A 21,882-nucleotide genomic window follows, 5' to 3' on the forward strand; every position below is an offset into this window, starting at 1 on the left:
GAGTGTGACCTGCATCGCACTGTTAGCTCAACTTAGGTGGTCAGGGGCGTTCTTGGCAACAGTCTGGGAGGCACTTTTTTGGGACGACCGTGCCGTCAGACTGCAAAATTGACGCAACGGCAGGTCGGCGCGGCCAGCGAACCCGGCAATCGACCGACATGAACTGCCATTTTGTGCCCTCAAGGCCCTAGTTACTCTGTACGCATGCCGGAGCAGCCACCGACCCGACCACCGACCGTGCCCGTCACGGTTACGGTCATCAAGCTCGCCTGGTGCTGCCTTCTGGCCAGCGTGGTCGTTGCCGGGCTGATGTTTCCCGTCGTCGGCGGGTTCGGATTGCTATCCAATCGCGCCTCCGACGTAGTGGCCAACGGCTCCGCCGCGCTCGTCGAGGGTGAGGTGCCGCAGGTGTCCACCATGGTCGACGCCAAAGGCAACGTCATCGCGTGGCTCTACTCGCAGCGCCGGTTCGAGGTGCCAAGCGATCAGATCGCCAACACGATGAAGCTCGCGATCGTCTCGATCGAGGACAAGCGGTTCGCCGAACACAACGGCGTGGACTGGCAGGGCACGCTCACCGGCCTTTCGGGCTACCTGACCGGAAACCTCGACACCCGCGGCGGGTCGACGCTGGAACAGCAGTATGTGAAGAACTACCAGCTGCTGGTGATCGCGCAGACCGATGCCGAGAAGCGGGCCGCCGTCGAGACGACGCCCGCCCGCAAGCTGCGTGAGATCCGGATGGCGCTGACGCTGGACAAGACGTTCACCAAGCCGGAGATCCTGACCCGCTACCTCAACCTGGTGTCGTTCGGTAACGGCGCGTTCGGAATTCAGGACGCGGCCCAGACGTACTTCGGGGTCAACGCCTCCGAACTGAACTGGCAGCAGGCCGCGCTGCTGGCGGGCATGGTGCAGTCGACGAGCACGCTGAACCCGTACACCAACCCCGACGGTGCGCTGGCTCGTCGAAATCTGGTGCTGGACACCATGATTGACAATCTTCCCGAACACGCCGACGAGCTGCGCGCGGCCAAGGAGCAGCCGCTGGGCATCCTGCCGCAGCCCAACGAGCTGCCTCGAGGCTGCATTGCCGCGGGCGATCGCGCGTTCTTCTGCGACTACGTGCTCGAGTACCTCGCCCGCGCCGGCATCAGCAAGGAGCAGGTCGCCAAGGGCGGCTACATGATCAAGACCACGCTCGACCCCGACGTGCAGACCCCGGTCAAGTCGGCGATCGACAGCCTCGCGGCGCCCGATCTCGACGGAGTCGCCAGCGTGATGAGCGTGATCAAACCGGGCAAACAGTCGCATCCGGTGCTGGCGATGGCCAGCAATCGCACCTACGGCCTGAACACCGAAGCCGGGGAAACCATGCAGCCGCAGCCGTTTTCACTGGTCGGCGACGGCGCAGGCTCGGTGTTCAAGATCTTCACGACGGCCGCCGCGCTGGACATGGGCATGGGCATCAACGCGCAGCTCGACGCCCCGGCCCGCTTCGAGGCCAAGGGCCTCGGCAGCGGCGGCGCCAAGGGCTGCCCACCTGCGACCTGGTGTGTGCAGAACGATGGCAACTACCGCGGTCAGATGAGCGTCACCGATGCACTGGCACAGTCACCCAACACCGCGTTCGCGAAGCTGATCTCTCAGGTCGGCGTGCAGCGCACCGTCGACATGGCGGTCAAGCTGGGCATGCGGTCCTACGCCCTGCCCGGCACGGCACGCGACTACGACCCGCAGAGCAACGAAAGCCTGGCCGATTTCGTCAAGCGCCAAAACCTCGGCTCGTTCACGCTGGGCCCCATCGAGGTCAACGCCCTCGAGTTGTCGAACGTCGCGGCGACGCTGGCATCGGGTGGCACCTGGTGCCCGCCCAACCCGATCGACAAGGTCATCGACCGCACCGGCAAGGACGTTGCCGTCACGACCGAAACGTGTGAGCAGGTGGTGCCCGAGGGGCTGGCCAACACGCTGGCCAACGCGATGAGCAAGGACGACACCGGCGGCACCGCCGCTTCTGCCGCCGGTTCGGCCGGGTGGAATCTGCCGATGTCGGGCAAGACTGGCACCACCGAGGCGCACCGGTCATCGGCGTTCGTAGGCTTCACGCCCTTCTACGCGGCCGCGAACTACATCTACGACGACTCGACCACGCCGGGCGACCTGTGTTCATTCCCGTTGCGGCAGTGCGGTTCTGGGAACCTGTACGGCGGCAACGAGCCTGCGCGCACCTGGTTCACTGCGATGAAGCCGATCGCCGACAACTTCGGTCCTGTTGCGTTGCCGCCCACCGACCCGCGCTATGTCGACGGGGCGCCGGGCTCCAAGGTGCCCAGCGTGGCAGGCATGAACCAGGACACCGCGCGCATGCGACTCAAAGAGGCGGGCTTCCAGGTTGCCGACCAGGCCACGCCGGTCAACAGCACCGCGCCGTACGGAGCGGTGGTCGGCACGTCGCCGGCCGGGCAGACGGTGCCCGGTTCGATCATCACGATCCAGATTTCCAACGGCATCCCGCCGCCACCGCCCCCGCCGCCGCCAGGCGCGATTCCTGGCCTACCTGGCATGCCGCCGGAAATCGGTTCGACCGTCGTGGAGATTCCTGGTCTGCCGCCGATCACGGTTCCCGTGCTCGGGCCACCCCCGCCGGCGCCGCCGCCACCGTGACCAGGCTGTGGAATTGACCACGCGCACCGGGTGTGAAGACGGTGCCTGCCAGTAACTGGCAGTAGGCTCTCTACATGCCCGCCCGTTCGTCGATCCTGAAGAACACCGCAGCCGTGACCGTCGGTTCGGTCGTAGCAGGGATCGGTTATGCGTCGCTGATCGAGCGCAACGCGTTCGTGGTTCGCGAAGTGACCATGCCGGTGCTGTCGCCCGGCTCGTCACCGCTGAAGGTGCTGCACATCAGCGATATCCACATGCGGCCCAAGCAGCGGCGCAAGCAGGCCTGGTTGCGCGACCTGGCCCGCTGGGAGCCCGATCTGGTCGTCAACACCGGCGACAACCTGGCGCACCCGAAGGCGGTGCCCGGCGTCGTTCAGGCGATGGGCGATCTGCTGGCTGCCCCGGGTGTCTTCGTCTTCGGCAGCAACGACTACTTCGGGCCGCGGCCGAAGAACCCGGCGAATTACCTGACCAAGCCCAGCCACCGCATCCACGGCGAACCGTTGCCCTGGCAGGACCTGCGGGCGGCGTTCACCGAGCGCGGCTGGCTGGACATGACGCACACCAAGCGCGAGCTCGAGGTGGCCGGTCTGCGCATCGCCGTCGCCGGTGTCGACGATCCGCATCTGTCGCGGGATCGCTACGACACCATCGCGGGCCCGGCCAGCCCGGCGGCGAACCTGACGCTGGGGCTGACGCACTCCCCCGAGCCGCGGGTGCTCGACCGCTTCGCCGCCGACGGCTATCAGCTGGTGATGGCCGGCCACACGCACGGCGGCCAGCTGTGTCTGCCGTTCTACGGCGCCATCGTCACCAACTGCGACCTCGACAGGTCGCGCGCGAAGGGTGCTTCGCGGTGGGGTGCACGGACGCAACTGCACGTCTCGGCGGGCATCGGCACGTCGCCTTACTATCCGGTGCGGTTCTGCTGCCGGCCGGAGGCCACGCTGCTGACGTTGGTGGCGGCGCCCATCGGCGGGCGTGACGCGGGAAAAAGGGCGGAGTCCCACCCGAGCGTTTCGGTGCGGTGAAGAACCGTTGTCGAGTGTGGGCTTAACGCACGCTTTCGGCGCTAAAGCGTGTCATAACCCCACACTCGCCGGGATATGACCACCGAAAAGGCCGCGACGGCTGTTCGGAGCCAGCCGCGCTCATGGGTGGACAACGCGGTTCGGCTGATCGAGGCCGACGCCAGGCGCAGCGCCGACACCCATCTGCTGCGCTATCCATTGCCTGCGGCGTGGTGCGACGGCTGCGACATTCAGCTGTACCTGAAGGACGAGACCACCCACATCACCGGCAGCCTCAAGCACCGACTGGCGCGGTCGTTGTTCCTTTACGGGCTATGCAACGGCTGGATCGGTGAGGGCACCACGGTCATCGAGGCGTCGTCGGGGTCCACGGCCGTTTCGGAGGCCTACTTTGCGGCGCTGCTGGGTCTGCCGTTCATCGCGGTGATGACGTCATCGACAAGTGCCACCAAGATCGCGCTGATCGAATCTCAAGGCGGCCGTTGCCATTTCGTCGCCGAGGCGTCGCAGGTGTACGCCGAGGCGGAACGGCTGGCCGCAGAGACCGGCGGCCACTACCTCGACCAGTTCACCAATGCCGAGCGTGCGACCGACTGGCGGGGCAACAACAACATCGCCGAGTCGATCTTCGAGCAGATGCGTGACGAGACGCATCCGATTCCGGAGTGGGTCGTCGTCGGTGCGGGGACGGGCGGCACCAGCGCCACCATCGGCCGCTACATCCGCTACCGGCGCTACGCGACGCGGTTGTGCGTGGTGGATCCCGAGAACTCGGCCTTCTTCCCGTCCTATGCGCAAGGCCGCCGCGATGTCGTCACCGGTATGTCGTCGCGGATCGAGGGCATCGGCCGGCCGAGGGTTGAGCCGTCGTTTCTGCCTGAGGTGGTGGACCGGATGGTGGCGGTGCCAGACGCCGCGTCGGTCGCGGCGGCACACCACGTCAGTAAAGTTCTCGGCCGTCGGGTCGGCCCGTCAACCGGGACGAATCTTTGGGGGGCGTTCGGCCTGCTGGCCGAGATGATCGTGGCGGGGCGCAGCGGCTCGGTAGTGACGCTGCTCGCCGACAGCGGCGACCGCTACGCGGACACCTACTTCTGCGGCGAGTGGCTGACCAGCCAGGGGATTGATCCCTCGGCATCGGCCGAGGTGTTGGTGGAGTTCGAGCGCTCGGGCCGCTGGCCTTGATCGTCGGATCCGCCGGTGAGTGGCCCATCGGAGGTCAGAAACAGCCACAATGCGGCCAGGGCGAAGAATCCCAGGTAGATGGAAGCTCCAAGCCCAGTCATTTCGTGCCTCGATTCTGGAGTTACTGCCGTCAGTGTGCATAACGCCACCGACAAGTGACTTCCATCCCGCGGCGTGTCGTGATCTGGCTAACGTACGAAAGCCGTTTGGCTTCACCGACCGCCGGTGCGATACGCTGTCGTGGCTTCACGCGGGGTGTGGCGCAGCTTGGTAGCGCGCTTCGTTCGGGACGAAGAGGTCGTGGGTTCGAATCCCGCCACCCCGACTCGCGTCGTCGCAGATCACAGGCCCTGACCAGTCGTTCTGGTCGGGGTCTTTTTCTGTCGCAGTCCGGAGCTGGTCCGCAGTAGATCCGAGAACGGCCTGCCAATGGGGCCATATATTTTTCGAAATTGGTCCTGACACGCAAAGGCCTGGCAAGCGGTCAATGCCTTGTTCACCATTGAGATTTGAACCACCCCCGGTCGTACGCACACGGTAATCCCAGACCGGGCCAGGGCTTTCGACGGCACCGCGCAGCAGTCCGCACCTCTGGCGAGAGTTCTTGCTTGCAAGCTACCGGGAATCGAAGCCGCCTATGGCGCTCTGAAAGCCGGTACTAGCGGGGGCGAAAACCGGGCCGAAGCTGACTCAGCCGTTGACGGCACCAGGATCGGGTTCAAGGTTTGTCCATCCGCCACGCTGCTCGGACCAATATTCCCATGCGCCGTCGGCGGTCAGGTAGATCCAGCCGCCCGGAAAGGGCCTAGCCAGCCCAACGCTTGCGAGGCAGGCCGTCCAGTCGCCGATGGCCCTTTCGGCGAGCATTAAAGCGTCGTGGTCCTCGCCGTTGATGGCGATCCACCAGTGCCACTGATGCTCGCCGTATAAGCGCGGGACATCACCGCTGAGGGCGCGAAAAAATTCCGGTAGATCGCTAAGTGATGACTTCGACTCGCCGGTGATTTTGGCGTAGCCGCCCTCTGAGAAGCTTGGCCGGTTCAACTCGAAGTGTTTTGTCGCATTGGCGATGTCAGCGCAGGCTGCGAGCGCGACTGATGTGGCTGGCACACGCTTGGCGGCATTGTTTGACGGTGTACCGAACAGTTGCTTTATCGAGCTTTTTGCGACGGGATCTACATCAGGCGCGTTTAGCAACCAGTCGCGCAACTCGAAAGCGTGTCGGCAAAACTGGCGCAGGGGGTCGGTGGCTGCGATGCGTTCGTTTGTGGCGGTGTCTTCCATCATCTGTCGCAGGTCCACGAACGAACGCCAGAGACGTTCACTCTCATCACGCCAAGTCTCATGAAGCACAGGACAACGATACCGACGTTCTCCACCCCTACGATCCGGTTACTCGCCGGAGCCGTTCAAGGAACACACCTTCGCTAATGCGGATAGTAAGCAGTACGTCTCATATCTAACGTTGTGGATTTCTCAAAGGTCGAAGCGAAAGATCGGAGCGCGGGAGCCATCGCGCCTCGTCCTCTAGAGACCCAATCCCGCAAGTGCATGCATAATACTTGGCAATTTTTTCGCTGGGTTCTGCACCAACTCTTTTTCGCTGATCATGACTATGACCTGCTTGAACCGCTGATATTCCTTTTGATCGTCTTCTAGGAAGGTGAAGAATCCGTGAAGCGCAAGGAGGAGCCTGTCAACCTGCGCGTCGGTGATCTTGTGCTCATCCCAGAGTTGCTGGATGTTCGTCCACGCAAGGTGTGGAGAAACCCCAGAGATGACTGCACTTACAGCGTCAAGCTCAAACTTTAGATCCTCACCGACCTTATTGCGTGCTCCGGCATCTGTCTTGGCATCATCGCCACGTAGTACAAACACATACCATCCGATGTCGAAGAACCGCTCAAGGAGTTGCCCTTTGTACGTAAATGCTTGTTCCACACGGCTCTTTATGTCATTGAAGTCGATGGTCTCGCTCGGATTGTTAGCCCGGGAGATCATAGCTTGTAGACCATCTTCAATACCGAGCGATTCTCCTTGCCTGAGAAATTCGGTAACTTCCCGATGCGTCGTCTCGCCCTTTGATAAGTGTGCATAGAAGCCCCACACAAACTCACCCATCCGGTAGGCGAGCCGATAGCTGCCGACGTTGCCGCCGCGTAGTTCGTCAAGCCTCCTCTCGCTTTCACGACGATCTGGTGCGGTGAACACTTCAGTCAGCACGCCGGCTAAGCCAGCCCCGACAAGAGCGCCCGATACGAAGTATTTTGGCCCATCCTCTAAATGGACGAATGCGAAGGCCACACCGCCTCCGATAAGCGCTAAGCAGATCGAGATGATCCACCATCGGATGTATCGTATCGCCGGACGAGTCGCCCCGTTTCCAGGCATTTCGACTCCAACTCTGTCGACCAGCAAATAGAAGCGAATACAGAGAATGAAAGATGCCGCGAAGCATAGTCGGTCTCGCCTCCAAGGACACCCCAAATGCTTCTCCAGCCGAATTTGGTGCGAATTTGGCTAGCTGCCCTACGTGCGCTCCACATTGTCTCAATTCTAAAGAATTGAGACGAGTCCGCTGGGATGCGTTGCGTCATAGAAATTAGCAGATGGTGATGTCTCAAAAAGTTGACGCAAAAAGAGAGTCTCATATTGATATGTTCTGAGACTTTTGAGACAATCTCTTCATGGCACTCTCCGCAACCTCCACCGCGACGGGCACTCAACTGGGATATGCGCGAGTAAGCACCGGGCACCAGTCCCTCGACCAACAAGTCGATGCACTTACGGCATCGGGCGTCGATCCTGCCCGCGTCTACTCGGACAAGTTCTCGGGCACCTCGACCCGCGAGCAGCGTCCCGGTCTCGCTTCGCTACTGGATTACGCACGCCAGGGTGACGCCATCGTGGTGGTCGGGATCGACCGGCTAGGCCGCAACGCCGCAGAGGTTATGACGACAATCCGGGACCTCGGTGAACGAGGCATCCTATTGCGGTCGCTCCGTGAGGGCATCGATACGTCGAATGCGACGGGGCGCATGGTGGCGGGCGTGCTTGCCAGCTTGGCGGAATTGCAGTTGGAGTTGGGCCGGGAGCGACGGGCTGCGGCTCGCGAAGCGCGCCGGGCGCGTGGACAGTCCATCGGTCGCCCCAAGGCTTTGAACGAATCGAAATCTGCTCTTGCGCAAAGGATGCACGCAAGCGGAGATTCTGCCAACACCATCGCGGCGACACTCGGTGTCAGCCGTGCGACCATTTACCGCGTGCTGTCTGACGCCTCCACTGAAACAGGTTGACGTAGAGGCGGTGTGAAACCGGCCTCACGAACGGGTGCGCTACCGCCGGCGGGGCAGCTCGGGGCGAAGTTGTCGAGTTGCATGGATCGATATTGGTCGGCTAGTTGGCTGTAACGCCAATAGTGGTATGCCATGGGAGCCATCGTTAGCCGCTTGGGCGCTCGCCGATAGATAGTCGGGAGTATCGCAGTGTAGAGGCGGAATTGGAAAGCGTGTCGGCCCGTCCACGAATACCCTGTCAGGGCACGGGCTTTGGGCCGCATGATGCCGAACGAATAGACGCTGGCGAGGTGGCCGGCTAGCTCACCAATCGGCCGCCACACCGGCTTCATCAAGTTCGGCAGGAACGGTGGAAATGGCGGGTGGCGCAAGGTGTCCACCGCATTGGCCACCGTGATGTTGTGCTCTCCCTTGCCGTCAAGCACCGAGTCGTACCAGTTGAGCAGCTCCCGATACTTGCCCGGCAGCCGAGAATGCTTACCGGATAGCTGCACGTGCTCGAATTTTTCCAGTAGGAACTCGTAGAACTCTTGACGCTCTGCGTCGGTCAGTCGTTGGCCGGTGATCGGCGTGTAAGCATTCTGGAAAGCAATGATGGCGCTGGTCATGATCCAGTTCCATGATTCGGGGTTCAGGGCGCTAAACCGTACGCCATTGGGACCCGTTCCTTTGACATCGCGGTGCGCTTGGCGAAGCCACTCGCCGAAGGCTTTGTTGTCGGCGGCACTGCCTACAAACGCAAGTTGGTCGGCTGCTGCGGACCGCATCGCTCGCTCGAAAGGTGTATTGCGGATGCGGCCGGTCCATTCCACTCCGGCAGCGACCTCAGGCAGCATCACCTGGTCGAAAAATGCACCAGCGAAGGGAGCGAACATCGTCGATCCGAGAAATCGCTGGAATCGGTGGTTGCTCTCGCGAATCGGTGCGGCGGAACTGATGGGGCTAGCCGTAGTCATCCATCCTCCAATGTTAGGAAGTTAGAGAAATGCTAACACCCTATCGGGTCCAGGCTTAGCGGTGCGACAATGTGACCTGTGACATCGGTTGATGCGACGCGAGAGCGCATCCTGGACGCCGCGTTGGACACGCTGGTCAGCTTCGGAAGCAGACGCACCACCATCGAGGGGATCGCTAAACGCGCGGGCGTCTCACATATGACGGTGTATCGGCGCTGGCCAACGAAGAACGAACTCCTGCTCGCAGTAGTGATGCGTGAAATTCAGACGCTATTCACCACGGTCGACAGCGACATAGGGGTACTGGACAACCCTCAGGACAAGATCGTTGCAGGCTTCACCGGCATCTACTGGTTCGTCCACACACACCCATTGCTCGGTCGCGCCCTAGAAACGGACCCAGAATCGGTGCTGCCCATCTTGACCACTGGTGCCGGACCGGCCCTCGACATGGCTACTACATACCTTGCTGGCCACATCACATCCACACTCAAGGACGACATCGCGCCCGCCGACACCTATGGCCTCGCCGAAATTCTTGTCCGACTGACCCAGTCGCTACTACTGACGCCGCGAGTCCGCGATGCCCTGACCACACGACAACACGTCGAGGACTACGCCCGCCGACACATCCTGCCCATCACCCAAGCGGCTACCACCTCCGCCTTGGCCCGACAACGCACTCGCTGAACAACGCTCGGTCTCCGTCAGCCCGACAGCGAAGGGGGTGGGGGTGGCCCCTTGCCCCGACCCGCCGCGCCTCGAACGGCCAGCGTCAGCTCCTCTCCGGAATCAGGCAAAAAGCGGCGAGCGTCCGCAATGCGTCCGCAGCAGTTCCGAGAACCGCCATCGCCCGCCAGCATCACCAACGCTCTGGCCAGCGACTTCCTGTCGCAGCCAACGGTGTCAACCGCAACAAACGCCCATGTCGACTCGTTCGCATCGAGTAGGTCATGGTCTTAAAGACTGCGGTACGCAAGCGGGTACGCTTCTTGCCCGATTGATCGTTGGTGGTTGTTCACGAATTGCACATCGAACGCTGCACTTCAAAGGGCCTTTTCCGTCGACAACCGCGAATGCTCGCCGATGGCCAACTGATTCCATATGACCTGGTCACGGTCGTTCGGGACGAAGAGGTCGTGGGTTCGAATCCCGCCACCCCGACTGTGTGATCTGCTCGGCGTGATCCGCTCACGCTGAACCGGCTCGGCCGCCGAGTTCTTGGAACGCTCAAAGAACCGACTGCCAATATCGGCGGCCATGGACTCAACGCGTTCGGGATTCCGCCGGGCCGCCGCCACGTCGTGGGCGCTGGCAGGCATCGGCATCGCCGGTGTAGCCGGCGCATCTGCCCTTGCCTACGCCGACACGGTCAAGCCGGCGCCTGCCGAGCCGCCGATCGACGTCGTCGAGCAAGCGCCCGTCGTAGTCGCACCCAGTTCGGTGCCAGACGTTCCGCCAGGCCCGCCCGTCGCCCCGCCTCCGCCACCACCGACTGCGACGCCCGAATCGACCGTCGAGCAAGCGCCGACCCGCACATACACACCCCAGCCGACGTATATCCCCGAGACGACCGTCGAGCAGGCTCCCGCCACGCGCCAGGCTCCGGCCCCGACGACACCGCGCAGCACCTCAACCCGGCGAGCGCTCACTCCCACGACGGTGAGGGCGCCGAACTTCTCACCCCAGATCTCGCGGTCCCGCGGATCATGACGACCGTCATCGAACAGACGGCGTCCACCGAATGGCAGCGGTGGAGCACCGACATGCAGATCGTCGTCACCGATCCGGCAGCTCTGGACGTCGCGCGTCGCGGAGTCGACAACGAACTCGACGCCATCGATGCCGCCGCGTCGCGGTTCCGCCCCGACTCCGAAATCAACGCTCTTGCAATGTCTTCCGGTCGGCCGATGGCGGTCAGTGAGGTGCTCGCGGACCTCATCGACGCCGCGCTTACCGCGGCGCGCCTGACCGACGGTGACGTCGACCCAACGATCGGCGCCGCGTTGGTGGCCCTGGGCTATGACCGCGATTTCGGTGCAGTCACCGGTTCACCGACGCTCGCCACTTCGATCACCATTCCTGCCTCGTGGCCGATGATCACCCTGCACGGCCGCCACGTCACCGTTCCGCCGGGAGTCGTCCTGGACCTCGGGGCGACGGCCAAGGCGGTCGCCGCCGACAGATGCGCGCGCCGTGTACACATCGTCACCGGCTGCGGAGTGCTGATCAATCTCGGCGGTGACATTGCCACTGCGGGACCGGCACCCGACGGCGGCTGGCAGATACTGGTCCAAGACGACGACGCGGACCCGGCGAGCTCGATAGCCCTGCCCGACGGCGCGGCGCTGGCCACGTCGAGCACGGTGCGGCGGCGCTGGCGCAATCACGAGCAGCTCGTCCACCACATCCTCGATCCGCGGACAGGCCGGTCGGCAGATCCGGTGTGGCGCACCGTCAGTGTCGCGGCACAAAGCTGCTTCGCGGCCAACACCGTCAGTACGGCTGCAATCGTTCGGGGCTGGGCGGCACTGAAATGGATTGCAGCCCTTGGCATGCCTGCACGACTCGTGGACGAAAACCTGGAGGTTCACACCGTTGGAGGCTGGCCATGACCGACGAAGCACTGTGGGCCGTCGGCCGTGGCACCGGCATCACAGCCCTTGCGTTCCTGACCATCTCGGTGGCATTGGGCATCGCCACTCGCTCGGGCCGCCCGCTGCAGGCGCTGCCCAGGTTCGCCGTCGCCGATGTACACCGTTTCGCCGCCCTTTCCGCGACTCTTCTTGTCACGCTGCACATCACGCTGCTCTTCTTGGACCCGTACGCACAGTTGCGGTTGGTCGACTTCATCGTGCCCTTCCTCGGCGCGTACCGACCGCTGTGGCAAGGCTTGGGAACACTCGCCGTCGATCTTCTCGTCGTGATCATCGTCAGCAGCTTGCTGCGACATCGCCTCGGCCTACGGGCTTTCCGCGCCGTCCACTGGCTGACCTATGCGTTGTGGCCGGTCGCGTTGGCGCACGCGATGGGAAACGGAACAGATGCCTACCGCGGATGGTTTCTGGCGTTCGCCGGCTGCTGCGCACTGACGGTCGCCGCCGCACTCGTGTGGCGGCTGCGGCCCAACTTCGCCGAGTACGCCGATGCGCGAGTATCGGGGCGCGCATGACAACGAATCACATTGCGCCGCCGCACATGCCACGTCTCCTTGCCGCGCAGGGGCCCGCACTGGCCGCACATCACTTTCGGTTCGGTGACTGCCCCAAAGTCAATGCACCCGAATTGATTTCGTTGCTCGACGCGGCAGGACTGTCCGGGCGCGGCGGTGCCGGCTTCCCCACGGGTCGGAAAATCGCCGCAGTTTCGGGCCGCAAGCCGGTAGTCGTAGGCAACGGCGCAGAGGGCGAACCGCTGAGTCGTAAGGATGCGGTGCTTCTGACCGCCGCGCCCCACCTGGTGCTCGACGGGCTCGAACTGGCGGCCGGTGCCGTGGACGCCGACAAGGTCTACCTGTACTTGCCGACTCACCTGGTACCCGACGTGACTCGCGCGCTGACCCAGCGACGGGCCAGTGGTCTCGACCGGTTCAAGGTGACGGTGGTCGAGGCGCCGAACACGTTCGTCGCGGGCGAAGAGTCGGCACTGATCCGGCGAATCGAGGGAGGTCCGGCGCTACCGCGGGGCCGCACAGTGGTCACGGCGATATCGGGCGTGCGGGGACGGCCCACGCTGGTCAACAACGTTGAAACGCTAGCGCATATCGCGTTGATCGCCCGATTCGGAGCACACTGGTTTCGGTCTGTCGGCGGCCGCAACAATCCCGGCAGCATGCTGGTCACGCTGTCGGGCGCCACGGCCAAACAGAATGTCGTGGAAGTTCCGGGCGGCACGCCGGTGGCCGACCTGATCCCACGCCCCGAGGTCGTGCGCGCCGCGCTCCTCGGCGGCTATCACGGCACCTGGGTCCCGGCAAGTGCCCTTGACGGCACCGGGGTGTCGGGCGTCGGCATCGTGCACACGCTGCGGATCGACGAATGCGGCCTCGCGCGGACCGCCGAGATCGTCGATTACCTCGCCGCCCAAAGCGCACGCCAATGCGGACCGTGCACGACCGGACTTCCCCGGTTGGCTGAACTGCTCGGCAAGCTTGCATACGAACGTGCCCAGAACACGGATGTGAGGGAGATACGCAGGTTGGTCGGTCTGGTCGAGGGTCGGGGCGCGTGCAGGCATCCTGACGGAACCGCGCGAATGATTCGCAGTGCCCTCGAGACATTCTCCGCAGACATCGAACGTCATCGGCATCGCAGCTGCGAAGCCGCCGAGGTGTCGGCGGTATGAAGTCGACGAAGAAGCCGACGCAGCGACTGCACGTCGACTGGACGCGGTGTGACGGACGTGGGTTGTGTGTTGAACTCCTGCCGGATGTCCTCCGCCGCGACCCATGGGGCTACCCGCTGGCCCGCGACGGGTCGCGCGAACCTGCCGTTCCAGTGCAGGCGTTGCGTAACGCGCGCGCCGCAGTCGGACGCTGCCCGCGACTTGCGCTTTCCCTGTTGGCAACCACCCCGGAGACCGGTGGGCGGCATTCCGCGCGCTGAGGACCGCGCAGCGTGGCACGCTCGCAGCGTGGCCACGCCAACCTCCGGGCCCGTTCTGTTGCTGGTGGAGGACGACCGCGCGCTGAGCGCGATGCTTGCCGAACTGTTCGCCGAGCAGGGATACCGGGTTGACACGGCCTACGACGGTCAGCAGGGACTGCACCGTGGGCTGACCGGTGCCTACGACGCGATGGTCGTGGATCGCGGCCTGCCGGTGATGGACGGAGCCGAACTCATCGTGCTGCTGAGATCTCGCGGGATCGTCACACCAGCCCTTTTGCTCACCGCCCGCGGCGCGGTGGCCGACCGCGTCGAGGGCCTTGACTCAGGTGCACAGGATTATTTGGTGAAGCCATTCGAGATCCCGGAACTGATGGCCAGAGTCCGGGCACTGTTGCGGCGAACAGACAGCACATCCGCGACTGTCTGTGCGGGAGGCTTGCGGCTGGACCGGGTGACGCGACAGGTGTCAGGGGCCACCCCGGCTGGTGTGGATGTGGAGCTGTCGGAGCGCGAGGCATCGCTGCTGGCGATGTTGATGACGGCACCCAAGCGGGTGTTCAGCCGTGGGCAGCTGCTCGATTCCGTCTTCGATGGCGCCGAGACACCGGGTGCCGTCGATTCGTACGTGCATTATTTGAGGCGGAAACTCGGCAAGAACGTGGTCCGAACCGTCCATCGCACGGGTTACCGGTTCGGTCTCGAGTGAGCACGCCGCGTCGCCCAGATCACCGACCGGAACCGCCGGCGCCGGTAAGCGATCTGACGGTGGTGCAACGGGCAGGCAGGATCGCCGCCGTCCAGGCCTCGCTGGCACTTGCAGTTGTGCTGCTCGTGGTCGGAGCCGTCGTGTTCATCGTTGACGTCCGCGTGCAGAACCGTCAGATCAGCAGCCAGTTGCAAAGGGTTGCCGCCACCGCCGACGACGTCAACGATCCGCCGCCCGGCATGGAACTGGTACTACTCGAGAAGAACGGCAAGGTATCGACGAGCGACGGCGGTCAGCCCGGGGTCGCATTGCTCACCGGCCCAACGGGTTTCACCGACCTCCGCGTCGGTGGCACCGAACTCCGCGCTCTTGTGATGGATCGCCAGGAAGGCAGGGTCGTCGCACTTCTCGATCTGGGTCCGTATCACGCGGGCCGGAATCGACTGCTGCTGTCGCTCGGACTCGCCGAATTGGCAGGCATCTTGGCCTCAGTCGCCGTTGTCGTGCTATTCACCAGGCGATCGGTGCGGCCGCTGGCTCAGGCACTCGCGCTGCAACGGCGTTTCGTCGCCGACGCGTCCCACGAACTGCGGGCACCGCTGACCGTACTTCACACTCGCGCGCAGATGCTCGCGCATCGGGCCAGCGACGGCGACCTCCCCGCGCTTCAGAAGGACGCGAACGCGCTGGTCGCCGATACTCGGGTACTCGGCAACATCGTCGACGACCTTCTCGCCTCAGCAACGATGATGGCCGGCGCCCCACCCCGCGAGGTTGTCAGCCTGTCGGCGGTGGCCCAGGCGGTCTGCGACAGCATGGCCGATCATGCCGGATCCCTCGGTGTGACAATCCATTTAGAGAACACCGAGTCGGCCAATGACAAATTCGACGTGATGGGGTCCGAACCTGCACTTCGAAGAGCTCTGACGTCCCTCATCGACAACGCATTGGCCCACCAACACCAGGGCGGCAGCATCGACGTGCGGCTGTCGCGTCCCAACGAGCACGTCAACGTGACAGTGGCCGACGACGGAGTTGGCATCGATCCTGGAGCGCTACCGACGTTGTTCACCCGGTTCTCGCACGGCGCAAGCCACACCGGAACCTCGCGCCGCGAGCCCTACGGCATCGGCCTGGCGCTGGTCCGCGAAATCGCCCAGGCTCACGGCGGCGACATCGCGGTGATCTCGACACCCGGACAGGGAGCTACGTTCACCCTCACCGTGCCCGCCGCCGACTGCGGACGCGACTAGGCGTAGATGCCGATACTGCGTCGGGGTTTCGACGGGACCTTCGTCAGCACCATCACCGAACTCATCTCGACGAGCCCGACGACCAACAGCGGCCAGATGGCGCCGGCGGCCAGGCTGACGACCATCATCAACGGCTGGTCCGCGCGCGCTCTGCGATCTGCAAGACGGGTGCCCGCCGCGTACGCCACAAAGCTCACGGGCAACCAGCCGATGAGGTAGATGGCTATCAGCGTGCCGACCATAACGTTCTCCCCCTGCGACTCGACAACGTTGGGAGCCGACTTCCCCACCAACTCTAGAACTAAACAAACCCCCACGACATTAGGCTCGCGATCACGCCGACGGATTTGCGGCACGAGTGGTGACACCCGCCTTTTCCGTACCTTTTGGTCTACGGCATTTCGCATGCTGGATATCGGCCGCAGACGCTCGTCACGGAGTCGCTCGGAAGTAGTTTGACTGCCCGTTTGGTGGGGAATTACATGCGGCGTGACTTTGCCGTCGACCTCGATCGAACCCAAGCTGCCCCGTGCCGTCGGCCCTCTCTCATCGGCGATCATCGACACGCTCGCGCGCGGCAGGCCGGCGCTGCACGCCCGTCCGACCGACGTTCCCCTCTGTGAGGCCGACCCGTACGGTCTCGACCTGCAGCTGGCCCTCTACGTCTGCTACGAACTGCACTACCGCGGGTTCGACGGCGTCAACCCGCGCTGGGAATGGAATCCGGGGCTGCTGCACGTGCGCGGCCGCCTCGAGGAGGCGTTCCTGAGCGCGGTCCGGCACGACGTCGGCGAGATCGCCGAAGACGAAACCGCGGCCGACGCGATGGACGCGTTGTCGATCGAACCGGTCGACGGTGAGGGCCCGTCGTATTACCTGCGCGACAGCGGCACCTGGGATCAGATGCGGGAGTACTTCGTGCACCGCTCGCTGTATCACCTCAAGGAAGCCGACCCGCACGCGTTCGCGATACCTCGCTTGATCGGACAGGCCAAGGCATCGTTCGTCGCTGTCGAGTTCGACGAATACGGCGGTGGTCGTGGACCTTTGGTGCATCAGCAGCTGTTCGCCGACCTATTGGACGCCGCCGGCCTCGACTCGACGTACCTGGCTTATCTCGACGATGTTCCTGCCGACGCACTGGCTTCGGTCAACCTGATGTCGCTGTTCGGTCTGCACCGCGAACTGCGCGGCGCGGCCGTCGGGCACTTCGCATCGACGGAAATCACGTCGTCACCGGGGTCTCGCCGCCTGGTCGACGCGCTGGAGCGGATGGGCGCACCGCAGGCGTGCATCAGTTTCTACCGCGAACACATCGTCGCCGACGCAGTGCACGAACAGGTGGTCCGCACCGATGTGGTCGGGGATCTCGTTGCGCGCGAACCGCATTTGGACCGCGACGTGGTGTTCGGCATCAAAGCACGTGACGTCGTGGAAGACCGACTCGCCGCACATGTGATGGCGTGCTGGAAGTCGGGCCGCTCGTCGCTACGCCGACCGCTCTGACCGTTCGGGCCGCTGACGGCAGCGGTGGCTGGTGTCGCACAGCGGGTAACTCTTGCTGCGCCGGCAGGTGCAGATCGCGACCATGAACCGGTCGGACTCCACGACGCTGCCGTCGGCCATCTCGATGCGCACCGGCCCCTGCACCATCACCGGGCCTGCGGGCACCACCCGCACGATGCGGGGCTCGTCGTCGCTCACGCCTTGTCCGCCCTGATCACCAACAGCTCTTCCTCGCGCCGGCCCGGCTCGAGCCGACCCGTCTCCTCCAACCACTGCGCCCGTGACGACAGCACCGGACCAAAGGGAATCCATTGCCATGCAATGACTTCCGCGTCCAGCCCGGTGCTGGCCAGCTGCGCCAACGTCTGACGGGGGCCGGCGAACTCCGACTGCACCAACAGCAATGTGCCGCCGGTAGCGAGTAAATCGTTCGCGGAGGCGCACAAGGGGTCAAGGACCATGCGACCGTCGTATCCGGCATCCCACGCCACCGAGGACCCGAGATGAGACGGGAACTGCACACCTTCGGCGCTCGGATCATGCGGCACGTATGGCGGGTTGCAGACGATCAAGTCGTATGGGCCGAATTCGATCGCGCGCGCCCACGATCCGAGGTGCACCGCGACATCGAAGCCGGCGCCGGCGGCGTTGCTTCGCGCGCAGTGCACGGCGCGCGGGCAGATGTCGAAGGCCGTGACCTCGGTGGCGCCCTGTTGGTAGGCGGCGATCGCGGCCACACCGCTGCCGGTGCACAGGTCGGCGACGCGGTGACCACGCGCGAGGCCGGTCTTGTCCATGACGTCGATGAGCAGTTGAGAGTCCGCTTGTGGTGTGTAAACACCCTCGACAACGGCTGGAAAATCCAGGTCGGTGTATGCCCTTGTCAACATCGGCCTTTCGACAGTGTTTGCTTGTGCGTCCAGCACTGCGGTGATTAATGCCCGGTATCGGCTGCGTTAAACCACTGGTATGGGTTTTGCACTGCGGCATTCAGGGCACACATGCCTGGTGCATGCATCTGACGTCGTGGCGTTGCCGGTGCGGCTCGGAGCCGCCATCCGCCAGAGTCGGCTGTTCCATCCGCATGGTGTCCTCGCCGCGGGCCGACTCGAGCGGGTAGCGCCACCGGACCACGGACTGCCGATGCAGTCGTGCGACATCATCGGCCGGGTCTCCAAAGGCGTGGGCTTACCTGGTGCGATGGCCGACGTCGCCGGCCTCGCCTGGCGTATCCCGCCTCCACAGGATCTGCGCTCGTGCGTGCCATGGGATGTCCTGCTGGCCTCGACGATCGCGAACAGCCGCTTCGTCCTCGGACCGACACGGTCGTGGTCTGGCACGTCGTTCTCCAGCCTGATGCCGCTTCGATTCCGCGATGGGACGTGGTGGGTGCGCGCCAGACTGGTCACCAAGATCGATGAGCCCGGCCTGTCGCTGGACACGATCAGCAATCAAATCGACTCTGGTGGAATAGAGTTCGATATTGAACAAGCCAAGGGCAACGGAGACTTCGAACCGCTGGCACGGTTGAAACTGCTCCATCTGGATCCGAGCAACGACGACATCGCGTTCGATCCCGTACTCCACAGCGATGAGGACGTGCAGTTGGCTCCCGGTTGGCTCGCGAACATTCGCCGAGCGGCGTATCGACGCAGTCGCGAAGGCAGAGAAGCAAACTAAGCAGTGGGCTCCGCGTCGGTCTCCGCGACATCAGGTGCTTCCTCCCGGGTCGCCATACCGCCTTCGCGGCCTTCATCTTTCGGACCGGGACGCCCGCCCTTTGGCTCGTCGGCGTTTTCGTCGTCGTAGATCCCTTTACCGGTTGGCATAGTTGTTTCCTCTCAATGGGATTCGGCGCGCAACTGCTCCAGCAGTGAGCCCGCGGCTTCCTTCAGGAAGAGCTCCTGGTTGTCATCGCCGATCTGCACGAGCGCAATGTCGGTGAACCCGGCTTCCCAGTACTTGCGCACAGCGTCGACGATTGCGTCGAGATCCGGTCCGCACGGGATGGATTCGGCGACATCCTCCGGCCTCACGAATTGCGTGGCACCCTCGAATCCCGCCGTCGTCGGTAGATCGGCATTGACTGCCCAGCCGCCACCGAACCAGCGGAACTGATCGTGGGCACGCGCGACCGCGGCGTCGCGGTCGGGGTCCCAACAGATCGGTATCTGCCCGATCACGCGCACGTCGCCGGGCAGTCCGGTCGCGCGGCGTGCGTCATGCCATGCATCGACGAGGTCCTTGTTCGGCTCGACGGCGATCAGATGGTCGGACAGCGGCGCGAACATGTCGACCGACCGCTCGCCGGAGACAGCCGTGGCAATCGCGACGGGTGACTCGGGCACATCCCATATCCGGGCCGAGTCAACCTCGAAATACTCACCTTTCCAGTCGATCAGCTCGCCGGTGAACAACTCGCGGATGATCTGGATGGCTTCCTTCAGCATCTGCTGGCGCCGCGACACCGTCGGCCAGCGCCCGCCGACCACGTGCTCGTTGAGATTCTCGCCGCTGCCTACGCCGAGCGTGAATCGCCCATCGGCAAGGATCTGAAGTGTCGCGGCTTTTTGCGCCACGACTGCGGGGTGATACCGCATCGTCGGACAGGTGACGTAGGTGAACAGCTCGACCTGTTCGGTCGCATGGGCGACGGCACCGAGCACCGACCACGCGTACGGCGCATGGCCTTGCGACGCCAGCCACGGAAAGTAGTGGTCGCTGGACACCTCGAAGTCAAAGCCTGCGCGTTCCGCCGAAACGGCATAACGGACAAGCTCTTTAGGGCCGCTCTGTTCTGTCATCAGGGTGTAGCCAAAACGCGTCATGGCACTCGGGTACCCGGGCGTCTTTCCCGAGAAACGATCGACGAACCGGCTACAGCCTGTTCTTGACCGCCTCCGACAGTCGCTTGCCGTCGGCCTTGCCTGCGGCAATGGCGGTCGCGGCCTTCATCACCTGGCCCATCTGTCGCATGCCGGGCCGCTCCCCGATCTCCTCGGCCACCTGTGCGATCGCGGTGTCGACGACGTCGGCCACCTCGGCTTCCGTGAGCTGCGTCGGCAGATACTCGTCGATGATGCGAGCCTCGGCGTGCTCGTTCGCCGCGAGTTCGCCGCGGCCGTTCTGCGTGTAGATCTCGGCCGACTCACCGCGCTTTTTCGCCTCGCGCTGGAGCACTTTGATCACGTCTGCGTCGGATAGCTCACGCGGCGCACTCCCTGAAACCTCTTCGGTCTGTATCGCCGCCAGCACCAACCGCAACGTCGCGGTGCGCAGCTTGTCCTGTGACTTCATCGCGGAGGTCAAGTCAGCGCGCAACCGGTCTTTGAGTTCGGCCATGACGCAAACGCTACGCCGGGGCGGCCGCAGGCCGGTGCGCCTTTCCGGCGGCGCGCCGTCGACGACGTTGTCAATTCGCACTGTCATCGACAGGATGGTGACCATGAGCAACGACGCCGGCGGCTACCCCACGACTGGCCCGCCGACGCCCGGCTATCCACCTCCCGGCTATCCGCCGCCGGGCTACCAGGGTCATCCGACGCCCCCGTATCAGGGCTATCCACCCCCTGGGGGCTATCCCCCGCCGGGATACCCGCCGCCGGGCTACCCGCCGCCTGGCTACGGCTTCCCGGGTGGCTACCCCCCGCCGGGCTACCCACCACCCGGATACCCCCCGCCCGGGTACGGTGCACCGTTGGCTCTCAAGCCCGGCGTGATTGCGTTGCGGCCGTTGACCCTGTCGGACATCTTCAACGGGGCGGTGGCCTACATCCGCGCCAATCCCAAAGCGACGCTGGGGTTGACGACCGCGGTGGTGGTTATCGCACAACTTCTTGCGCTCGTCTTATCGGTCGGCCCGTTCGCCGTCACGGGTCAGCTTCAGCCGACGCTGAACGGTCAGGAAGTTTCGACCGGGTTGCTGATCGGTTCGTCGGCCTCCAGCATCGCAGGCGCAGCCGCCACCTGGCTGTCGTCCATCTTGTTGAGCGGCATGCTCACCGTCGTCGTCGGACGTGCCGTGTTCGGCGCGAGCATCACCGTCAAGGAGGCGTGGCAGCGGCTGCGCCCCCGACTGTGGGCGCTGATCGGCTTCGCGGTGCTGCAGGTGCTCGGCGCCGTCGTCCTGGTCACCATCGGTGTGCTCGTCATCGCCGGAGTCGCGGTGGCGGCCAACGGTACCGCGGCCGCCGTTGTCGGCGTGCCATTGGTGATCGCGCTGGCCCTCGGCATGATCTATCTGGCCACGATGCTGATGTTCACACCGTCGCTCATCGTGCTGGAACGGCTCGCGATCTTCCCTGCCGTTGCGCGCTCATTCAAATTGGTGCGCAACGACTTCTGGCGGGTGTTCGGCATCTGGCTGCTCGCCATGATCGTGACCTCAGTGGTGGCGGGAGCGGTATCTGTACCATTCAGCCTCGGCGGCCAAATCCTGCTGACTGCAGCGTCTTCCACGATGGCGTTCCTTTTCGCTCTGGTGCTGCTGTCCGTGGGTAGCGCGATCGGCCAGATCATCACCGCGCCGTTCTCTGCCGGTGTCGTCGTGCTGCTCTACACCGACCGCCGCATCCGGGCCGAGGCGTTCGACATGGTGCTGCAGACCGGTGCGTGGTTGGGGCCCGGCGCTCCACCAGATTCCACCGACCACCTGTGGCTGACCCGCCAACCCTGA

Annotated in this window: 24 protein-coding genes and 1 tRNA gene; 16 read left to right on the forward strand and 9 right to left on the reverse strand. The window is 64.2% G+C overall.

Annotated features, from left to right (window positions below):
• Positions 1-204 precede the first annotated feature (204 nt).
• The 4 genes from ponA2 (at position 205) to J3E61_RS06845 (ending at position 5,208) form a co-directional block, all read left to right on the forward strand.
• Positions 205-2,667 (forward strand): transglycosylase/D,D-transpeptidase PonA2, encoded by a 2,463-nt coding sequence (gene ponA2, locus J3E61_RS06830; protein WP_210083040.1) that lies wholly within the window; start codon positions 205-207, stop codon positions 2,665-2,667.
• A 74-nt stretch (positions 2,668-2,741) separates the two neighbouring features.
• The gene (locus J3E61_RS06835) at positions 2,742-3,698 is read left to right on the forward strand and encodes a metallophosphoesterase (RefSeq protein WP_210083041.1); all 957 of its coding nucleotides are present in this window, start codon (positions 2,742-2,744) and stop codon (positions 3,696-3,698) included.
• A gap of 75 nt (positions 3,699-3,773) precedes the next feature.
• Positions 3,774-4,883 carry a PLP-dependent cysteine synthase family protein gene (locus J3E61_RS06840; RefSeq protein ID WP_210083042.1) on the forward strand — a complete coding sequence of 370 codons (1,110 nt, stop codon included), beginning with the start codon at positions 3,774-3,776 and terminating at the stop codon, positions 4,881-4,883.
• Between the two features lie 251 nt (positions 4,884-5,134).
• A tRNA-Pro gene (locus J3E61_RS06845) sits at positions 5,135-5,208 on the forward strand.
• Between the two features lie 365 nt (positions 5,209-5,573).
• Here the strand turns inward: J3E61_RS06845 and J3E61_RS06850 are convergent.
• Both J3E61_RS06850 and J3E61_RS06855 read right to left on the reverse strand, forming a co-directional pair.
• Positions 5,574-6,236: a hypothetical protein gene (locus tag J3E61_RS06850; protein ID WP_210083043.1), complete on the reverse strand. Its 663-nt coding sequence runs from the start codon at positions 6,234-6,236 to the stop codon at positions 5,574-5,576.
• Between the two features lie 174 nt (positions 6,237-6,410).
• Complete coding sequence (locus J3E61_RS06855; RefSeq protein ID WP_210083044.1) at positions 6,411-7,187, reverse strand: hypothetical protein; 777 nt, start codon at positions 7,185-7,187, stop codon at positions 6,411-6,413.
• A gap of 383 nt (positions 7,188-7,570) precedes the next feature.
• Here J3E61_RS06855 and J3E61_RS06860 point away from each other — a divergent pair, with 383 nt between their 5' ends.
• Positions 7,571-8,179 (forward strand): recombinase family protein, encoded by a 609-nt coding sequence (locus J3E61_RS06860; protein WP_210083045.1) that lies wholly within the window; start codon positions 7,571-7,573, stop codon positions 8,177-8,179.
• On the opposite strand, the gene J3E61_RS06865 is transcribed toward J3E61_RS06860, so the two are convergent.
• Positions 8,140-9,054: a DUF2236 domain-containing protein gene (locus J3E61_RS06865; RefSeq protein WP_210083046.1), complete on the reverse strand. Its 915-nt coding sequence runs from the start codon at positions 9,052-9,054 to the stop codon at positions 8,140-8,142. The genes J3E61_RS06860 and J3E61_RS06865 overlap by 40 nt on opposite strands.
• 159 nt (positions 9,055-9,213) lie before the next feature.
• Here J3E61_RS06865 and J3E61_RS06870 point away from each other — a divergent pair, with 159 nt between their 5' ends.
• The 8 genes from J3E61_RS06870 to J3E61_RS06905 all read left to right on the forward strand — a co-directional run bounded on the left by J3E61_RS06870 (position 9,214) and on the right by J3E61_RS06905 (position 15,701).
• Entirely contained in the window at positions 9,214-9,825 is a 612-nt protein-coding gene (locus J3E61_RS06870) for a TetR/AcrR family transcriptional regulator (RefSeq protein WP_210083047.1), read from the forward strand.
• A 570-nt stretch (positions 9,826-10,395) separates the two neighbouring features.
• On the forward strand, positions 10,396-10,848 hold the full coding sequence (locus J3E61_RS06875) for a hypothetical protein (protein WP_210083048.1): 453 nt from the start codon (positions 10,396-10,398) through the stop codon (positions 10,846-10,848).
• Positions 10,845-11,750 (forward strand): FAD:protein FMN transferase, encoded by a 906-nt coding sequence (locus J3E61_RS06880; RefSeq protein ID WP_210083049.1) that lies wholly within the window; start codon positions 10,845-10,847, stop codon positions 11,748-11,750. Before J3E61_RS06875 ends, J3E61_RS06880 begins: the two co-directional genes overlap by 4 nt.
• Entirely contained in the window at positions 11,747-12,307 is a 561-nt protein-coding gene (locus tag J3E61_RS06885) for a ferric reductase-like transmembrane domain-containing protein (protein WP_210083050.1), read from the forward strand. The genes J3E61_RS06880 and J3E61_RS06885 overlap by 4 nt, the downstream gene beginning before the upstream one ends.
• Entirely contained in the window at positions 12,304-13,479 is a 1,176-nt protein-coding gene (locus tag J3E61_RS06890) for an NADH-quinone oxidoreductase subunit F (protein WP_210083051.1), read from the forward strand. Before J3E61_RS06885 ends, J3E61_RS06890 begins: the two co-directional genes overlap by 4 nt.
• Entirely contained in the window at positions 13,476-13,739 is a 264-nt protein-coding gene (locus J3E61_RS06895) for a ferredoxin (protein ID WP_210083052.1), read from the forward strand. The genes J3E61_RS06890 and J3E61_RS06895 overlap by 4 nt, the downstream gene beginning before the upstream one ends.
• A gap of 28 nt (positions 13,740-13,767) precedes the next feature.
• Positions 13,768-14,448, forward strand: coding sequence for a response regulator transcription factor (locus J3E61_RS06900; protein ID WP_210083053.1), 681 nt, complete (start codon positions 13,768-13,770; stop codon positions 14,446-14,448).
• 59 nt (positions 14,449-14,507) lie between these two features.
• On the forward strand, positions 14,508-15,701 hold the full coding sequence (locus J3E61_RS06905) for a HAMP domain-containing histidine kinase (RefSeq protein ID WP_210085461.1): 1,194 nt from the start codon (positions 14,508-14,510) through the stop codon (positions 15,699-15,701).
• Here the strand turns inward: J3E61_RS06905 and J3E61_RS06910 are convergent.
• The gene (locus tag J3E61_RS06910) at positions 15,698-15,943 is read right to left on the reverse strand and encodes a hypothetical protein (protein ID WP_210083054.1); all 246 of its coding nucleotides are present in this window, start codon (positions 15,941-15,943) and stop codon (positions 15,698-15,700) included. The two genes, J3E61_RS06905 and J3E61_RS06910, sit on opposite strands and share 4 nt — an antisense overlap.
• A gap of 247 nt (positions 15,944-16,190) precedes the next feature.
• Between J3E61_RS06910 and J3E61_RS06915 the strand changes: the two genes are divergently transcribed.
• A complete protein-coding gene (locus J3E61_RS06915; RefSeq protein ID WP_210083055.1) occupies positions 16,191-17,207 on the forward strand; it encodes an iron-containing redox enzyme family protein in 1,017 nt (338 codons plus the stop codon).
• Here the strand turns inward: J3E61_RS06915 and J3E61_RS06920 are convergent.
• Together J3E61_RS06920 and J3E61_RS06925 are read right to left on the reverse strand one after the other, a co-directional pair.
• Positions 17,190-17,405, reverse strand: a complete 216-nt coding sequence (locus J3E61_RS06920) for a CDGSH iron-sulfur domain-containing protein (RefSeq protein WP_210083056.1) — start codon at positions 17,403-17,405, stop codon at positions 17,190-17,192. The genes J3E61_RS06915 and J3E61_RS06920 overlap by 18 nt on opposite strands.
• Positions 17,402-18,097, reverse strand: coding sequence for a methyltransferase (locus tag J3E61_RS06925; RefSeq protein WP_192724504.1), 696 nt, complete (start codon positions 18,095-18,097; stop codon positions 17,402-17,404). The genes J3E61_RS06920 and J3E61_RS06925 overlap by 4 nt, the downstream gene beginning before the upstream one ends.
• A 118-nt stretch (positions 18,098-18,215) precedes the next feature.
• Between J3E61_RS06925 and J3E61_RS06930 the strand changes: the two genes are divergently transcribed.
• Positions 18,216-18,887 carry a phosphodiesterase gene (locus tag J3E61_RS06930; RefSeq protein ID WP_210083057.1) on the forward strand — a complete coding sequence of 224 codons (672 nt, stop codon included), beginning with the start codon at positions 18,216-18,218 and terminating at the stop codon, positions 18,885-18,887.
• Here the strand turns inward: J3E61_RS06930 and J3E61_RS06935 are convergent.
• The 3 genes from J3E61_RS06935 to J3E61_RS06945 are packed head-to-tail and all read right to left on the reverse strand — an operon-like array spanning position 18,884 to position 20,549.
• A complete protein-coding gene (locus J3E61_RS06935; RefSeq protein ID WP_210083058.1) occupies positions 18,884-19,036 on the reverse strand; it encodes a hypothetical protein in 153 nt (50 codons plus the stop codon). The genes J3E61_RS06930 and J3E61_RS06935 overlap by 4 nt on opposite strands.
• 12 nt (positions 19,037-19,048) lie before the next feature.
• Positions 19,049-20,035, reverse strand: a complete 987-nt coding sequence (locus tag J3E61_RS06940) for an LLM class F420-dependent oxidoreductase (protein ID WP_210083059.1) — start codon at positions 20,033-20,035, stop codon at positions 19,049-19,051.
• A 49-nt stretch (positions 20,036-20,084) separates the two neighbouring features.
• On the reverse strand, positions 20,085-20,549 hold the full coding sequence (locus tag J3E61_RS06945; protein ID WP_210083060.1) for a GatB/YqeY domain-containing protein: 465 nt from the start codon (positions 20,547-20,549) through the stop codon (positions 20,085-20,087).
• A 103-nt stretch (positions 20,550-20,652) separates the two neighbouring features.
• Here J3E61_RS06945 and J3E61_RS06950 point away from each other — a divergent pair, with 103 nt between their 5' ends.
• Positions 20,653-21,882, forward strand: a complete 1,230-nt coding sequence (locus J3E61_RS06950) for a glycerophosphoryl diester phosphodiesterase membrane domain-containing protein (protein ID WP_210085462.1) — start codon at positions 20,653-20,655, stop codon at positions 21,880-21,882.

The sequence above is a fragment of the Mycobacterium sp. OAE908 genome, from assembly GCF_017872775.1.
In the GTDB taxonomy this organism is placed as follows: Bacteria; Actinomycetota; Actinomycetes; order Mycobacteriales; family Mycobacteriaceae; genus Mycobacterium.

What these genes read in the sequence shown, in the direction of transcription:
- J3E61_RS06910 (WP_210083054.1), bottom strand. Translation starts at nt 15,943, where the DNA reads ATGGTCGGCACGCTGATAGCCATCTACCTCATCGGCTGGTTGCCCGTG.
- J3E61_RS06895 (WP_210083052.1), top strand. Translation starts at nt 13,476, where the DNA reads ATGAAGTCGACGAAGAAGCCGACGCAGCGACTGCACGTCGACTGGACG.
- J3E61_RS06950 (WP_210085462.1), top strand. Translation starts at nt 20,653, where the DNA reads ATGAGCAACGACGCCGGCGGCTACCCCACGACTGGCCCGCCGACGCCC.
- J3E61_RS06925 (WP_192724504.1), bottom strand. Translation starts at nt 18,097, where the DNA reads ATGTTGACAAGGGCATACACCGACCTGGATTTTCCAGCCGTTGTCGAG.
- ponA2 (WP_210083040.1), top strand. Translation starts at nt 205, where the DNA reads ATGCCGGAGCAGCCACCGACCCGACCACCGACCGTGCCCGTCACGGTT.
- J3E61_RS06875 (WP_210083048.1), top strand. Translation starts at nt 10,396, where the DNA reads ATGGACTCAACGCGTTCGGGATTCCGCCGGGCCGCCGCCACGTCGTGG.
- J3E61_RS06935 (WP_210083058.1), bottom strand. Translation starts at nt 19,036, where the DNA reads ATGCCAACCGGTAAAGGGATCTACGACGACGAAAACGCCGACGAGCCA.
- J3E61_RS06940 (WP_210083059.1), bottom strand. Translation starts at nt 20,035, where the DNA reads ATGACGCGTTTTGGCTACACCCTGATGACAGAACAGAGCGGCCCTAAA.
- J3E61_RS06835 (WP_210083041.1), top strand. Translation starts at nt 2,742, where the DNA reads ATGCCCGCCCGTTCGTCGATCCTGAAGAACACCGCAGCCGTGACCGTC.
- J3E61_RS06945 (WP_210083060.1), bottom strand. Translation starts at nt 20,549, where the DNA reads ATGGCCGAACTCAAAGACCGGTTGCGCGCTGACTTGACCTCCGCGATG.
- J3E61_RS06880 (WP_210083049.1), top strand. Translation starts at nt 10,845, where the DNA reads ATGACGACCGTCATCGAACAGACGGCGTCCACCGAATGGCAGCGGTGG.
- J3E61_RS06865 (WP_210083046.1), bottom strand. Translation starts at nt 9,054, where the DNA reads ATGTTCGCTCCCTTCGCTGGTGCATTTTTCGACCAGGTGATGCTGCCT.
- J3E61_RS06860 (WP_210083045.1), top strand. Translation starts at nt 7,571, where the DNA reads ATGGCACTCTCCGCAACCTCCACCGCGACGGGCACTCAACTGGGATAT.
- J3E61_RS06890 (WP_210083051.1), top strand. Translation starts at nt 12,304, where the DNA reads ATGACAACGAATCACATTGCGCCGCCGCACATGCCACGTCTCCTTGCC.
- J3E61_RS06885 (WP_210083050.1), top strand. Translation starts at nt 11,747, where the DNA reads ATGACCGACGAAGCACTGTGGGCCGTCGGCCGTGGCACCGGCATCACA.
- J3E61_RS06840 (WP_210083042.1), top strand. Translation starts at nt 3,774, where the DNA reads ATGACCACCGAAAAGGCCGCGACGGCTGTTCGGAGCCAGCCGCGCTCA.